At 32.5% G+C, this 15,220-nt stretch carries 12 protein-coding genes and 3 pseudogenes; 5 read left to right on the forward strand and 10 right to left on the reverse strand.

Annotated features, from left to right (window positions below):
* Positions 1-501: 501 nt before the first annotated feature.
* The 10 genes and pseudogenes from colA to CQZ94_RS26515 form a co-directional block, all read right to left on the reverse strand.
* A complete protein-coding gene (gene colA, locus CQZ94_RS26480) occupies positions 502-3,390 on the reverse strand; it encodes a collagenase ColA (RefSeq protein WP_105587888.1) in 2,889 nt (962 codons plus the stop codon).
* 1,132 nt (positions 3,391-4,522) lie between these two features.
* A pseudogene (locus CQZ94_RS31990) lies at positions 4,523-4,690 on the reverse strand (cysteine hydrolase); the annotation flags it as partial.
* A 180-nt stretch (positions 4,691-4,870) separates the two neighbouring features.
* Positions 4,871-5,008 (reverse strand): hypothetical protein, encoded by a 138-nt coding sequence (locus CQZ94_RS31395; protein ID WP_181149557.1) that lies wholly within the window; start codon positions 5,006-5,008, stop codon positions 4,871-4,873.
* A gap of 370 nt (positions 5,009-5,378) precedes the next feature.
* Positions 5,379-5,468: pseudogene (locus CQZ94_RS31995) on the reverse strand (GNAT family N-acetyltransferase); the annotation flags it as partial.
* Between the two features lie 57 nt (positions 5,469-5,525).
* On the reverse strand, positions 5,526-5,831 hold the full coding sequence (locus tag CQZ94_RS26490; protein WP_105587890.1) for a hypothetical protein: 306 nt from the start codon (positions 5,829-5,831) through the stop codon (positions 5,526-5,528).
* Positions 5,832-6,006: 175 nt separating this feature from the next.
* On the reverse strand, positions 6,007-6,384 hold the full coding sequence (locus CQZ94_RS26495; protein ID WP_105587892.1) for an immunity 22 family protein: 378 nt from the start codon (positions 6,382-6,384) through the stop codon (positions 6,007-6,009).
* 13 nt (positions 6,385-6,397) lie between these two features.
* Positions 6,398-6,721 (reverse strand): annotated as a pseudogene (locus CQZ94_RS26500) (WXG100 family type VII secretion target); the annotation flags it as partial.
* Between the two features lie 67 nt (positions 6,722-6,788).
* Entirely contained in the window at positions 6,789-7,343 is a 555-nt protein-coding gene (locus tag CQZ94_RS26505; RefSeq protein WP_105587893.1) for a T6SS immunity protein Tdi1 domain-containing protein, read from the reverse strand.
* A gap of 243 nt (positions 7,344-7,586) precedes the next feature.
* Positions 7,587-7,799, reverse strand: a complete 213-nt coding sequence (locus CQZ94_RS26510) for a hypothetical protein (RefSeq protein ID WP_105587894.1) — start codon at positions 7,797-7,799, stop codon at positions 7,587-7,589.
* A 3-nt stretch (positions 7,800-7,802) separates the two neighbouring features.
* On the reverse strand, positions 7,803-8,273 hold the full coding sequence (locus tag CQZ94_RS26515) for a hypothetical protein (RefSeq protein WP_105587896.1): 471 nt from the start codon (positions 8,271-8,273) through the stop codon (positions 7,803-7,805).
* 2,037 nt (positions 8,274-10,310) lie between these two features.
* Here CQZ94_RS26515 and CQZ94_RS26535 point away from each other — a divergent pair.
* The 5 genes from CQZ94_RS26535 to CQZ94_RS26560 all read left to right on the forward strand — a co-directional run.
* Complete coding sequence (locus CQZ94_RS26535) at positions 10,311-10,841, forward strand: sigma-70 family RNA polymerase sigma factor (RefSeq protein WP_105587907.1); 531 nt, start codon at positions 10,311-10,313, stop codon at positions 10,839-10,841.
* Positions 10,834-11,862 (forward strand): DUF4179 domain-containing protein, encoded by a 1,029-nt coding sequence (locus tag CQZ94_RS26540; protein WP_105587899.1) that lies wholly within the window; start codon positions 10,834-10,836, stop codon positions 11,860-11,862. The genes CQZ94_RS26535 and CQZ94_RS26540 overlap by 8 nt, the downstream gene beginning before the upstream one ends.
* Positions 11,863-12,032: 170 nt before the next feature.
* A complete protein-coding gene (locus CQZ94_RS26545) occupies positions 12,033-13,463 on the forward strand; it encodes an IS4 family transposase (protein ID WP_105587900.1) in 1,431 nt (476 codons plus the stop codon).
* 772 nt (positions 13,464-14,235) lie between these two features.
* A complete protein-coding gene (locus CQZ94_RS26550) occupies positions 14,236-14,520 on the forward strand; it encodes a hypothetical protein (RefSeq protein ID WP_105587902.1) in 285 nt (94 codons plus the stop codon).
* A 243-nt stretch (positions 14,521-14,763) separates the two neighbouring features.
* Positions 14,764-15,220: transposase (locus tag CQZ94_RS26560; RefSeq protein WP_483861177.1), on the forward strand; the 457-nt coding region annotated here is incomplete at its 3' end.

A 15,220-nucleotide genomic window follows, 5' to 3' on the forward strand; every position in this document is an offset into this window, starting at 1 on the left:
TGGTCTTCTTTTACATAACACCCATTATCAGTAGTAAAACAAAAAACTCATTCCTTCTAGGTTTAGTACCAATGTCCATCAAGCTAATACTTTGAATTCTCCAAAAAACGTAAAATTTTATTATTTTACAGTTATTTATGAGAATTCAACTTATTTTTTTCGTTTTGGGGAACAACCAATTTCTTAAGTTGATGGGCATGTGGCGAGACCCCGTTATTACATTTTATAATCAAGAACGTTTTCAAAAAAACTTCACGGCCTTTTCCAGATAGAATACCGGGAAAAGGCCGTGGTATAAAACTCTTTTTATTGTTGTCTACTTGACGGGGAGATGACCACAGGAGCTATCAAAGATTCTTCGTCTGTTTAACCTCTTACAGTGAAATGGACGAAAGAAAACATTACAAGATAGACTCCTTAAAAAACAACCATCATATCGTATATCTATACAATGAAAAATTTCAAATAAAAATTTAAATTTATATATACATTAGAATAGATTTATTTTATTAATAATGAATATGTCCCATTTCTATTTTCCTCTTCAAAAAATGCAACTACGTAATACTTCCCAGGCTTCGCTTCAAATTTTCCTTTTATATTATTTCCATCCGCTTGGCCCGTAATGACAGGATTTCCTAGATCTGATTCGTGAAATACATCCCATTTAATACCAATTCCTTGTTCATCTATAACAGAAATATCTACTTCTTTTAGAGATGTGACATTGAATGTGTACATATACGCCATATTAGGCATATCCATATTTCCTTTAAAAAGCTTATTAAAACGAATTGCCTTTGCGCTGTCAAATCCATGACCTACTGGCTCATCCTTTTTTACGGTAACCGTTGTTTGTGCTCGGCCTACGTTTCCTTTATTATCTTTCACTGTTAGCTTGGCAGTATATGTCCCCTCTTTTCCATATACATGAGTAGGATTTGCTTCTGTACTTGTTGTACCATCGCCAAAATCCCAGAGATACGAAACAATTTTTCCACCTGTGCTTTCTGTACCATCGCTATGAAACTCAACTTTTTCATTTAACATCTCATTGTATGGCCCATTCATATTTACTTTAATTGTCTGTTTTTCTTCTTCTCCCGTTGCAACGCCATGGAATACAACATCGTATTCAAATTGATTGTTCGCATTCACACGATAATTGACAAAATACGCTGTAACTGTTTTGTAGCCGCTCCATTCTTTTTGCGCTAACTGTTCCAAAGATTGATTGATTTGCTTGCTCATCGCTTTCCAATCCTCAGATTCCCCTTTTGTTACGTCGCCTGTATATGTTCCTTCTAATGTAAACGTATCAAAGAATTGAGACTTATGCTTTGTCATTGTTGTATCTTTTATGTTTGCTACATTTTCAATTTCTTTCTTTACATCAGCTAGTGGCTTTGGTGCATGTTCAGCTAAATAATCATCTGATACTTGTGGGGTATTATATGTATCTTGATTATCAATTAACTGCTTCATATAGTCTTGGTATTCTTTATTTAAATTTGGATCCTTACTTAAAGCTTCACGATATGCATCGTAACCCTTCACATCATTTGCACGAATTAAATCTTGAATCTTATCGAAAGTTTCAAATTGATGAGTATATAAGTAAGACTGCAGTGCAAAAGAATAATTATAAAAATCCCATGATCCATATTTCGAAAATAATGTTCGTTCTGCTGTATAACGTTCTGCAGGATTAGATGATAATCCTTTAATTACACTTTTGCGCGGAACAACGTTATTCGTACGAGTAGATCCCGCAAAAAATTCTGCATTTCCTTCATCAAACCAAGTCATACGTTCATTTTGATATAATTCTCCTTGTCCCCATGCTCCTGGAACTTCGTATCTTGCCTGTAAATAGTGTGTAAATTCATGACGGAACAATTCTTCTAAAGTATAGCTACTTTGCTGTGGTGTACGTTCATATGTAAAGAACGTTCCTTTTCCTTCAATGTAAATGCCACCATTATTCGTATCATATCCATATAGTTGGCTATTTCGTTTATATTCATATGGATCATTATAAATTACGATTGTCAGTACATCATCAGCTTTCCCTGCTTCTAACGCTGCATCATTTCCAATTACACGATGATATTGCGCTTTTACTTCTTTAGCAGCCCAATATAGTCTCTTAACCTTTTCTTCCGTTACTTTATCTCCTGTTTTAAATACAATAGAACCGTCATCGAATGTATACGTTTTTGGTAAGTACTGCTGTTGGCCTTCTTCACGTATTTTCTGTAAATCTACTGTATTTCCGTGATAATCTTTTCCACCATAGTTTGTTGAGATTTGCTCTACTGCATTAAAATAAGCTTCACTTAAACGAGGATACATATGCATTGCTTGTGTAAGTACTTCTAAAGGTTTATTTTGATTATTATGGAATTTCCCTAAACGACCAGTATAATAAACACCATTATTAATTAACCAGCTATTCTCTGTCGTTACATGATTCAGAAGAGCCATTCGACTGATTTCATTTATGAAACTATCAATTTTCCCATACCATATTGTTTCATCCGCTTTTTTACGTGTCTCATTCAAGTAAGACTGTATATCCTCATCAACCCCTTGTATAAGATTATACACGGCGTCCCCTTTATTCCTGTCACTTATATATGTAGAAATATTATCGTTATATTGCTTTAATATATTCGCTGCATATTGAACTGTTTCAGCATCACAAGAAGCACCTCTAATTAATTTACCGTACGCAGATACCACTGTATCCTGTTTATTTGTACCAAGTTTAAAATTCGGATTTTTTGCAATTGCTTTTAATGCAGGTAAACATTTATCATGGAAGCTCCGCTCATTTAAATAGTTTAGCTCTTTATTATTAAAGCCTAAATAAAGACCGCAATATAATACTTCAACAAACGTCTCAATCCCTTTTGTATCATCTTTTGTAAATGTGCTTCCGCGACGACCTAATTCATCAATAATAACCTGTATTCGCTCTTTATTTTGATAAAACACTTTTGTTTCTTGATTAAATTGAGATAAATCTGTAATTTGATCCCAACTAACATTTGCAAATGTATCAATTAATTCGTCATCACTCATTCTATTCAGCTCTGCCACAGAATACTTTTGCTGAAATTGTTTTGCCGCTGCTCGTTTCACGACCGGAGTCGGACGTTGTGAAAAATCGCCTACTTTTAAACGTTCTTCATAAGACAATGTTTCGTCTGCTTTTGTAGAATGTGCAATTTCGTCTGTTGAAGTTTCTATCCCAATTGGTTTCTTTTGTAACACATTATAAGGTGTATTTTCTTCCGCTGATACTTGTGTTTGAATACTTCCAAATGATAAGGCCACTGTACTAATCCCCAGCATCATTTGAGTAAATTTTGATTTCTTGTTCATAACATTTCCTCCGTTTAAAAGTTTCATAAAACAATAAATTATTATGATAAATTAATATGAAGTAATTCATATTAATTCTTTGCATATTTCTATACACAGGAATACCATATCAAAAAGAACATGATACCTTTTGGTGTAATTTAAACACAAAAAAGCACTATAATGAGTGTCGAGTGAGTACTTTTTACGGTTTAACTTGAATACGCTAAAGGATAAACATTTTGTAAATCATTTGAGCCTTTTATAAAATATTTGATCCTATAGATTTAGTGTGGACAGGTTCATTGTAATAACATAAATCCACAATATTATATCTGTGTGAGAATCTACCAAAGTAATAATAGAGATTTCTATATGCTAGTAATAATGAAACTGAGCTTAATTTTTCTGTTTTTTACTTAAGATGTAAGAGTTAATAAAATACCTACTGGATAATCATATGTTTTTCTTAAATTAGATTTATGCAACCTCTCCCCTTCTTTCATCATTTCTACAAGATTATAAAAAATGAAATTATACTGTACATTGCTTATACTTTTTACTTCAGATTAAAATAAAAACACCTTCGATATGTTTATCTTAGTATATATATATTTCAATTTGATTTCATAAATGTTACAAAAGTCTTTCGAAGATCTGACTTCTTTCCTGATAAAACTAATAATCAAAAAGGGAAACCTGCATGTTCATTATCTTTATAGCTATTTTTTAAGTTATATATATAGATTATTTATTAATATGTAATATTGCATATTAGGGGTCACCTGTAGCTTTATAAATAAGTTTGATTAAAAATACTTCTCAAACCTATATAGAGGTAGCACCACATCGCTATCAAGCTAATATTTTGAATTACCCCTAAAACGAAATTTCTATCTAAGAATTAAACCATTAAATGTAAAATTAAAATAAATGTATTTTATTTTAATGTCTTAAATACGCATAACCCCGTTCCAATTTTAGAACGGGGTTAAAATAATTTTTTTTAGTTTCTAATGTGATATACTTCCATATTAAAAATATAATAACACACATTCGTTTAAATATGGTTTTGGTTACTCCACAATCACTCTTGATTGCTATAGATCAATAATTTTTTTGAGGTTCTCAATTTAACAGGGTAAATAGTGATTTATCGGTAATTGTTATGAATTGGTTGAAACAAATCCTTTCGGCTGGTCCGAACAACAGAAAAATTGTCAACATTGTAATGACCATGAAGTATTTCATTATGATGACTTATTATCTTTTCAGCAGATAGGATTGAAGAATCTGTCGTTGAATGACCATCGCCATCAAGCTAAAATTTCATAGTACCCCCAGAACGAAATTTTGTGCTAACTTATAACAAAAAAGCTCATTTTTCATTTTGGGGTAATTCCGAATTCTTAAGTTGATGGGCATGGGGTACCGCCAAAAAATGATAAAAATGAACTTTGTTGCTATAAAAGACATAAAATAATACACACGTACTTCATATTTATTTTTGTTGTGGACGATAAAAAGCATCTACCAATTGATTATACTCGCTTCTTGTAATTTCTTTATTATACAGTTTTATTAATAAATCTTTATGCGCCTTCGAAAACGCTATTTTATCAATGAATTTTGGATACATACGATCATTTTCTCCCCGTCTGATAAATTATTCTGTTGAATTTCGTCTATGACACCAACCCTTCATTTCTCCTATGAAGAGGGTGAAGCAAAAACATAAAATCATTATATTTAAAGTTTAATCTACATGAATCGACATGGAAAGACTTTTTTAGACGAAATTATAAATAATTTTATGTAATTGTGCATATCCAAATAAAGTAAATAAATACATAAATCACGATTATGTTATATTGAAAACATTTTTTGGTAAGGGGTACCGCCACATCGCTATCAAGCTAAGGTTATGAAGTCCCCCCTAAACAAAATTTTTTATCTCTCTACAATTATTTATGATCATTCAGCTCATTTTTGTCGTTTTGAGGAACAACCAATTTTTTAATTTGATAGCGATGTGGTGCTAATTTTTTATATAGATTTTCAATTATATTACTGTCCTTTGGTTCAGCTTCACGAATCATATAACTACCTACCTTTTGCATTTAATGTATCATGGTAAAGACAGAAATCGATTATGGCTATAACTCTATATAGGCTTTTGCCCCACCTGGAATCTTAAATTTATTTACATCATATTCTTTAATTATATATACCTTTATCGCTTCAAAATCTTTACCAAAAGCAAGAATTGGATTTTTTAAGAAATATATTATTTCTTCTTCGTCATAAATTCGGGCTTTAATTATTTCTTTGTCCGAGTGAAACGATAAATCGAGTCCTTTGTAAAAATATTCGTAGTATCCGTCTTCGTCCTGCTCACTCTTATCTTCAAAAGAAACACATTCAATATGATATATATTCCCATTTACATTTATTGATTTCATACAACATTACTCCCTTTTCAAGAATATCCATCAGAAATTAGCAACAATATATAGCAAAGTAATTTTTGGAATTATGACATGTTCCATCCCCCCATGCCCATCAAGGTTTCAAATTAATATAAGATTAACGCTCTTCACTATTCAACGGTTTATTCAAATTTCAATCTAGAGATTACTATTGTAAGTAACTAGTAGAAGTAATATAATCAAAATCCTCAAAAGAATTAACTAGGTTCTCGTGCTCAAAATTGTAAATTAAAATAACAGCGTTATATAACTTATTTAAGTTAACATATCCTCTAATTTTAGGTAGTATAATCTCTTCATATGAACACCCCTCTAATAAAGCAGAGATATTATCACTCTTTTCTTCTAATACTGCTTTTTCAATAAAATCCTCATCTGTTTCATCCATATCAATATTGAAATCTACAAAAAATTTAGAAGGTACAGACTCTCCGTCTTCATCGTATGTTAAATTGACATATTTCTCTAACTGGTTTTGTGTTTTAATATTACCTAACCATATTGAAACCATTCCTTGCTTTTCCATAAATAACACACCCCTATTTTAATCTTAACCCTTCTGGCAATGATGAAATTCCACCCTCTAATCTATAGTGAGCCCAATTATTAAGTCTTCTAATAAATGTGTTATAGTCATTTGATGTATCAATAATTGCCAATAATTCATTATGTGCTTTTGTAGAACCTAATCCTCCATGAACGCCTTTAGGATTTACAAATTTAACATCAGATATTGCTGTTCTTAAATCTTTAATTTTTTCAGCACTTGTATCCCAAAACTTGAATTGTGGAGCCCTTGATACTAAATGCCATTCATGTAAACCACCAGGTTCTCTAAGCTGACGTTCAATTATTTTCTTTAAAAACACAACAAAAAATTGAAAAAAACAACTGAAAGAATATCAAACTGTCTTCCGTTTTTTTCTTTTATTATTCAATTGGCCCCATAAATTGAGTAATTAAATAAATGTGTTCAATAAGTTTTACTTGCTGTAAATTTTCCACTTTTTCTGATCCACCTAATCCAAGAAGAGGGACATATCCAAAACATTCATTAAAATGTGGTTTCCCATATTTTTCAATTGCATTTGGATATGGAAACCAACTCAATTCTTCCACTAAAAAGTTCTCATCACTTAAATCTTCCAGAAAAAAGTCAAAACCAGCCGAAATAACATTAACTTCATTTTTTCTAAAGTTTAATAAATTCAAGTATCTTTCTTCTTCCCAAACAATTATATCCCCCATAGAGGTAACAAATAATGGAATGGCCTCTTGATATCGTACATATACCTCTTCCAAAAGTTCTTCTAATCTATCAGGATTAATTATTTTTAGATAACCTTGTAATATACTACCAAAACCATATTTCTTCCAAATATCAATAACTTCTAAAGGAAGCTTTCCTGTATACTTCTCAATCGTTAAATCAGACACTTTCTCTTTTAGCTTAAAATCATTAAAAATACTATGTGTATTCTCCATTTAAATCACCTCAATGCTTTAATTTAATTCCAATTCTTTAATTCTCGGAAGGTTATCTATATATTTATTTCCCTTTTTTCCCGTACCCTTAGATCCACTTGCTTTCCCAACATTTTCGACTTTGCCGACTTTGTCAACCAACCCTGTCACTTTTAATACTTTCTCTTCCTTTAGACAGCTAAATAATACAAAAAGGGCATATCCCTTTCGGAATCGCCCTTTACCTTGAGAATATGTGTCAGTTTATTGTTTATCCCTTTTCACCAAATGATGAATCCCCTCGAAAATAACTTCTTTTAAAGCTTCTGGATAATCCGAATAACCTTGTTTTTCCATAATTATTTCCAATACTTTTTTTACATTTCCATCAAGTATTATAGTAACTCCTGGCGTTAGTTCACCAGTTTCTTCATTTTTAAATGTTTCTTTTATCATAGTTAATTTATTTTCTTGCATAATTTAATCCTCTCTAACTAAATAGCTTTTATTTTTATCTTCCCAGTATCTATACTCATAGAGTACTTGTTTATCAAAACGCTGTAAATATCCTTCCCAGTTATTTGGAATATATTCTTCAAAAGATATTGATTCTGGATAATTAGAATAAAAAATTAAACGATCGAAATCTATCAAAAAACATGGATTATAATCATAATAGGCTTCTTCTCTATTAGTTCTTAGTTCTTTTAAAAATTCTGACCTAATATCTTCTGTAAACCCTTCATATTTTTCTATTCTTGCTAAAAAAATAGCTATTGTAGTCTCATTTAAAATGCTAATGCCTTTTCTTTCTTCTGGATATTCACTAGGAGAGTAACCAGCTTGATTATAATCTAAATACCATAAATCCGGTTCAGTTATATACCAATTGAACTTATTCTTATATTTTACTCCTACTATAATATTTTCTGTATATAAAGGCTTAATCATTTAATTAGTTCCCCTCTCTCACTCAATAAGTTTAGCATTTTGGCTATATTCTACCAACCACCGACTAATAGGATCAGGTAATTCGTATGCAACACCTTCAAATCCATATTTATCAAAAATACCCTTGTCAACAATCTTAGGAGCTGTCCTACCTTGATTAAGTGGATTAGTTTTATAACCCTTCTGGGAACAACACCTAAAAGTATTGTTTTTTTATTCTGTAATATCCAAAGTAAACTTTTGAGTATTAGTTTACTTTCAGTGATAGGAATAGCACCACATGCCCATCAACCTAATATTTTGAAGTAGCCCAAAACAAAAACTTCACCTCACTACAGTTGTCTATGAGAATTCAGTTCATTTTTTTGTTTTAGGGAACTATTAATTTCTAATACATATCTTAATGTGAAAATGTGATATTTCGTTACCTCCCTATATGTAATATTGCAAATAAGAATGTATTGATAAAAATGTAAGCGCTTACTATATTGAAAGCATAAAGATAAATCACATCTTAGCAACAACAGAGGAGGAAATAATATGACAATCGCAATGGCAGTTTTATCATTCTTAGGTGGAGTACTTCCATTAGTAACAGAACTTTTAAAAGCAGTAATGTAAGTTCATTATTCCGCAATTATTTATAAAAATTATCATACAAATGATCTGTATATCAAAAGTGAATTGATGTGCAGATCATTTGTGTGAGCAAAGTCCCTTTAACATTATGAAGGGGCTTTTTTAAATTTCTACATACTGAGGTTCCGTCACATCAACATCAAGTTAAAGCACTTTTAAAACATTAAAAAGTGCTTTTTATTTATTATAAATACGAATGTAAACTTTTAGATATTAGTTTACTTTCAAACTATTTATTTTATTGGATTTTAAGAGATTTTTAGAAAATTAGATATTTCCGTAAGGAAAGTATACATTCAGAAAACAAGAATAAAAGGATTTTCACGCCCGATATTTGCTCCCTAGTCTTCGCAGTAAGGAAACTGCCTGTGTTAGCCTATTCTGGCTACCCAGTCAGTTTGCGAAGCGGAGGTAAAGAGAAGGAGGGGAAATGTCGAAATAAATCAACCTCCTTTATTCTTAAATTTGTTTATTTTCCGAAAAATATAAGTTAATATAATGATGCACCAGATAATGGTAAAATAATTTTGCTGATGGAGCATTTTATTGGGGGAGTATTGCTGCTATTGCAGGATTATTAACTCCGTTTCTTCCACCAGCGGCCATTGCTTCAGCAGCTGCAGTAATTATGTCTGTTGGGAATTATTACTGCTACCAACAATTACGTGATCATACAAGTTCAAAAGGTTCAGTAATGACGATTAGTTGGTTGGATAAAGAAATTTACGCTAATAAAAGATAAGTATTTTTAAGTAGGAGTTGAGATGATGACTTTTGTAACGATACAGATTTGTATAGCTATATTCCTACTTTTCATAATTGGATTGATTTATAAAGTTATTAGGAAAAAAATTAACAACAAATTTAGTATGTATTTCTTAATTATTATTGTATTTTTTGCTTTATTATTTTTGGTAATAAATGAGATTAATACAAGTGGATTTACAGATTTAAAGGTTTTAGTGTTTTTACCTTTAATTGTATTGAGTATTATTCTTCTCATAATAAATGCAATAAAATCAAAAAATATATAGAATTTTAACTAAATAAAAGAAATAAAAGCCACTTTAAAGTGGCTTTTATTTCTTTTATAGGGGTCCCGCCACATGCCCATCAAGTTAAAATTTTGAAGTACCCCCTAAATGAAAAAAATTCTCCCCAGTTAGTCATTTTGAGAAATTAGCTCATTTTTTCGTTTAGGGAGATTTTCTTTATTTTAAATTTGGTATGAAAAGGCTATATATTCATCTCTTATTTCTATCTAGATTTCTGATTTTTTTAATGTTGGATATTAATCATTGCAATAAGCTGTGGGATATTTATATATATATATACGTATTTTTGCAACCTTTTTACTCTCTCATTCGACTATATTAGTAAAGGGAGGAAGGAATGAAAATGGACATAGCCTATCTAGTAAAACAAGCAAAAAGAGGAAATGATCAAGCATTTGAACAACTTATTACTTTTGTTCGCCAAAAATTATATCGAACAGCCTATTCGTATGTAAGAAATGAACAAGATGCATTGGATATTTACCAAGAGACAATTTATGAAGCATATCTTTCATTGGGAAAATTAAAGAAACCTGAGAAATTTCAAAGTTGGATTACCAAAATTCTTGTTTTTAAATCTATTGATTTTGTAAGAAAATCTTCTAGACACTTCGTTGCAAATGATGAAATATTCGACAATTTATGTACAGAAGAGAGCATGAATAAATTAGAACAATCATTGGATTTAACCGCGGCATTTAATTCCTTAGATCCAACATACAAAACTATTATTTTATTAAGGTATTATCACGATTTATCTATTAAAGAAATTGCTGACGTTCTTAATTCCCCAGAAGGAACGATAAAATCTCAATTACACCGAGCGAAGCATGCGTTACGACCTATATTAAAGGAGGGGTATAGTTATGAATAAAGAAGAATTTAGTCATCATATCAATGATATTCCAATGCCAGAAGATCAGTTAATTCAGAGAGAAAGAGCAGCAGTGCTACAAGCTAAGAAAAATCAATACCGCAGAAAAAAAACAATCAAGTATTCTAGCCTTGTTGCTTGTGGAATATGCGTTTCTCTTTTAGGTTGTGGATTCATTTCCCCTGCTATGGCGAAGACATTATCGGGTATTCCAGTTATTGGATCCATTTATACTCAATTTAATGATATTGCTTCGGATAAAATTGAAAAGGATGAGCTTGCTACATCAATCGAGAGACAAGATACCCATAGTGGTTTAACGATGAATGTGAAAGAAGCTGTTTATGATGGTGGACGTTTAGTTGTTACGGTGGAATACAAAGGAGAAAATACGATTTCCAATAGCAATGAAGAGAAAGCTGGATTTAGTTATGTAACCATTAATGGGAAAGAAGTCCGACCTGCAATTGGTTCTACTTCACAGAAGTCAAAAGGACGAAACACCATTATTGAGCAGCATGAATTCACTCTGGCTAATTACGGTGAATTTGGTGATAAAATTGATGTTTCCGTCCATGGGGAAGATTTATTTAGAAAAACAGGAACATGGAACGTAGCATTTCCTCTTGCAAAAGTTGAAGATAAGATTCATAAATTCACCCCTAATATAAAAACATTAACGAAAGATAATCTGTATGCATTAACAGTAGACCAAGTGACCTTTTCTTCACTTTCAACGAGGATTGATTTGACCTTTGATTACCCAAAAGAAATGGAAGATAATGACGGTTGGCCAGCACTTGATTATACTGTGACTGATGATAATGGAAAAATATATGAAGAAGGCAGCTTGCAAGTTGGTAGCACGGGACTATACGGACACCATATTGTTTTAGCTCTTCCACCAATGGATAATCCTCCAAAATCCTTAACAATTGAACCTACGTATCTTAGTGGTCCAAATAATACATTAAAAAATGGAGGTGCTGAAGATTTGAAAATGACTGTTTTGCTACAATAATTGAAGGATTTTGTTAGGTTTCTATGTCTATTGATTGCTAATAAGTGACGTTATGTTAATTTGACGTGTATGGAAAAAACATCGCTATCAAGCTAAGATAAATTTGTATCCATATAATCAAAAAAACGCTATTCTTTTTGTAGAAATATACAGAAAGGATGGCGTTTTTGATGAATTCTATCATTTCAAATGAACTGAATCTTTTCGCACAAGAGCTACAATACCTTTTATCTCCAGTAGTCCTACAAGATATCGCCAAACAAGTTGGCTTTGTAAGGCGATCTAGTAAGTATCAAGCAAACGAACTCATTGCTCTTTGCGTATGGCTCAGTCAAGAAATCGCTAGCACATCACTTACACAATTGTGTGGTCAGTTAGAAGCCTCAACTGGGGTATTGATGAGCTCAGAAGGATTGAATCAACGCTTTAATCCAGCAGCTGTCGCATTTCTTCGAGAAGTCTTTACTTCTCTTCTCACACAAAAACTCTGTTCAAATCACTCGCTTTCTGCACATATGATCTCTACTTTCAATCGTATTCGTATTTTAGATGCAACAGTGTTTCAACTGCCTGACCATTTCGCCACTGACTATCAGGGTTCAGGTGGGAGTAGTAATACGGCAGGCGTGAAAATCCAATTGGAATATGATTTACTTAGTGGTCAATTCCTTAACGTGCAGCTTGGACCAGGAAAGAATAATGACAAAACATACGGTACCATCTGCCTTGAAACCGTAGAGGCGGACGATTTGTGTTTACGTGATCTTGGTTACTTCGATTTAGGAGACTTACAAACCATTCATGATAAAGAGGCTTACTATATCTCGCGGTTGAAGTTGAATACACGCATTTATATCAAGAACCCTGAACCAGAATACTTCAACAATGGTACGTTAAAAAAGCAAACAGAATACATCCAACTTGATATGACACAAATGATGTCTGGTCTAATCCCTGGCGAAACGATAGAAATCCTCGAGGCATACATTGGCCAAAATCAGAAGCTTCCAGCACGTGTCATTATCCATCGTTTAACCGATGATCAAACGCAAGCACGCCTGAAAAACCAAGCGATACGTGAAAAGAAAAAAGGCATTGTCATGAAGGATAAAAGTAAACGTTTAATGGGTATGAATGTATATATCACGAACACGTCTCTAGACGGAGTACCAACGAACTACGTGCACTCATTGTATTCACTTCGTTGGCAGATTGAAATTTTGTTTAAAACGTGGAAGTCATTTTTTGAAATTGATGAATGTAAAAATATTAAAAGAGAACGCCTAGAGTGCCATTTATATGGACAACTAATCGGCATTCTCCTCTGTTCTTCTACGATGTTTCAAATGCGACAGTTTCTGCTTGAAAAGACAAAGCAGGAGCTGAGTGAATACAAAGCGATTTATATGATTAAAGATTACTTTCCGTTACTGTTTCAAGCGATAGCCGTTGGCACAGAAGAACTTTTAAAAATTTTACATCGTCTTTATCTGCTGCTCAAAAAGAACGGTCGTAAATGTCATCGGTATAAGAAGATGACCGTCTTTGATATTCTAGGGGTTGTGTATAAAATGACGGTGAAGCATAGACAAGCTGCCTAGCGAAAAAATCACGTTTTAATAGGCTTCTTTAGTATGCCTACTTTTCTATCAATTGCTAGATATGGAACAAGGATCGTTTTATATCTAGTAATTTACTTGGTTAGCTTGATGGGCATGGGGTCCCGCCAACATAACGCGAATTTCGTACGCTAAGGAATTTTTCATTTGAAAAACTTGGTTTTTCCGTACGTTAAGAAGGTTCCATAAACGGTATTTGATGTTTGATATGATACTTTGTTTTTGATAATGAGTTTTGGAACTGGATTTTAAACATATTTCAGTCAGTTTTGATAGTTATAAATAAAGTTCCTTAAACGACCGTTTTCGGTTCTTATCACACAACCCTTGTTATATCAGTGGTTGTAGCCTTAGCGTACAGAATCTGCGAAATGTTGGTGCTACCCCATGCCTATCAAGCTAAAATTTTATAGTACCCCCAGAACGAAATTTTGTACTAACTTGTAACAAAATGCTCATTTTTTCGTTTTGAGGTATTTGCATTTCTTAGCTTGATAGTGATGGGGGGGTACCCCTACTAGAAAAATTGTCTCCGCGTGAACGTGAAGAACTTGAAAAATTTAAAAAAGAAGCAAGTATCTCTAAACTAGAGGAAAGTAAAAAATAAAGAAAAGAGGTTGCCCCAAAGTAACTATTCAGCGACTTTTGGGACAACCTCTTCTTTTTGTTGTAGATTTTAAAGAAAATTTAGAATAAAATAAAAATATGGTCACCTACCTATTATTCACTAATAAAAAGAAAAGGGGGTAGCGAAATGCACTTGAAGTATGGGAAGCACATTAATATATTATCTATTATTTTGACTTTGTTCTCTTTTTTCGCAATTTTAAGTTTCTCTACCTGGTTGAGTGGATATTCAATTCCCAACATTTCTACAATGCTTAAGGTAACAATGTTGAGTGCATTTATTCTTGGAATTATAGGGTTTAGACAAGAGAAAAGCGCACTAGCGATTATAATTATGGGAATATGTGCCTTTGCTCTAGTCGTTCTATATATTTATGCGGTTATAAGTTTTCTTGAGCATCCAACACCATAAAAAAGGGCTTCTTCTAATGAATGAGTGCTAAATCCAAGAATTGATTTTTGGGGTGTTATTTTCATGATCTTTTACAATGATATATGGAACTCCTTGTACGTTAAAGGAATTATACTTTTCTTTTCCTTCTGGGGTATTAGGGGTACCACCCCATCGCTATCAACCTAATAAAAAGAAATGCCCCCTAAAATGAAAAAATACGTTATTCTTTCTGTAGAATCATAGGAAAGGATGGCGTTTTTTATGTCTGTTTCTGTGTCTGACGAATTACAACTATTTGCTCAAGAGATTCAAAGTTTTTTATCTCCAAATACCTTACGGGATCTTGCTAGAGATGTTGGTTTTGTACAACGAACCAGTAAGTACCAAGCAAAAGATTTAGTAGCTTTATGTGTATGGGTGAGCCAAAATGTAGCTATGACTTCTTTAACTCAGTTATCTAGCTGTTTAGAAGCATCAACAGCAGTACTCATCAGTCCTGAGGGACTGAATCAACGATTTAATAAGGCGGCCGTCCAACTTTTACAACACCTACTAGCCGAACTACTAAGCAAAAAAATGGCCGCATCTATGCCGATTTCTTCTCCATACACTTCTGTTTTCAAGCGTATTCGTATTTTAGATTCAACTGCATTTCAACTCCCGGATGTATTTTCATCGGTTTATCCAGGTGCAGGAGGATGCAGCCATACAGCTGGGA

This window comes from Bacillus sp. MYb209 (genome assembly GCF_002975175.1).
Classification (GTDB): Bacteria; Bacillota; Bacilli; order Bacillales; family Bacillaceae_G; genus Bacillus_A.

Coding starts and splice junctions, on each gene's coding strand:
- CQZ94_RS26515 (WP_105587896.1), bottom strand. CDS start 8,273: ATGATTAAGCCTTTATATACAGAAAATATTATAGTAGGAGTAAAATAT.
- CQZ94_RS26495 (WP_105587892.1), bottom strand. CDS start 6,384: ATGGAAAAGCAAGGAATGGTTTCAATATGGTTAGGTAATATTAAAACA.
- colA (WP_105587888.1), bottom strand. CDS start 3,390: ATGAACAAGAAATCAAAATTTACTCAAATGATGCTGGGGATTAGTACA.
- CQZ94_RS31395 (WP_181149557.1), bottom strand. CDS start 5,008: ATGTATCCAAAATTCATTGATAAAATAGCGTTTTCGAAGGCGCATAAA.
- CQZ94_RS26535 (WP_105587907.1), top strand. CDS start 10,311: ATGGACATAGCCTATCTAGTAAAACAAGCAAAAAGAGGAAATGATCAA.
- CQZ94_RS26490 (WP_105587890.1), bottom strand. CDS start 5,831: ATGAAATCAATAAATGTAAATGGGAATATATATCATATTGAATGTGTT.
- CQZ94_RS26545 (WP_105587900.1), top strand. CDS start 12,033: ATGAATTCTATCATTTCAAATGAACTGAATCTTTTCGCACAAGAGCTA.
- CQZ94_RS26510 (WP_105587894.1), bottom strand. CDS start 7,799: ATGCAAGAAAATAAATTAACTATGATAAAAGAAACATTTAAAAATGAA.
- CQZ94_RS26550 (WP_105587902.1), top strand. CDS start 14,236: ATGCACTTGAAGTATGGGAAGCACATTAATATATTATCTATTATTTTG.
- CQZ94_RS26505 (WP_105587893.1), bottom strand. CDS start 7,343: ATGGAGAATACACATAGTATTTTTAATGATTTTAAGCTAAAAGAGAAA.
- CQZ94_RS26540 (WP_105587899.1), top strand. CDS start 10,834: ATGAATAAAGAAGAATTTAGTCATCATATCAATGATATTCCAATGCCA.